Consider the following 209-nt stretch of genomic DNA (forward strand, 5'->3'; position numbering starts at 1 on the left):
CAGCTGGCTGTAGGCTAGTAAGCTTCCACACAAACAAGCCAGGAACCTCATGGGAACCCGTACCAACCAGCTGACCTTAAAAGAACGGAGGCCCTTAATGGGCAGAGCTATTCAGCTCGAGCCATTGCACAACGCCTCCATAGATCCAATAAGACCATCTCTCGCGAGCTTGGTCGTTGCAGCCCCTACTGTGCCGAGAGTGCCCATCG

At 54.5% G+C, this 209-nt stretch carries 1 pseudogene; it reads left to right on the plus strand.

The features are described from left to right. Nucleotides 1–87: 87 nt before the first annotated feature. A pseudogene (locus Q1A69_RS20300) lies at nucleotides 88–209 on the plus strand (helix-turn-helix domain-containing protein); the annotation flags it as partial.

The sequence above is a fragment of the uncultured Microbulbifer sp. genome (genome assembly GCF_947498635.1).
GTDB lineage: Bacteria > Pseudomonadota > Gammaproteobacteria > Pseudomonadales > Cellvibrionaceae > Microbulbifer > Microbulbifer echini.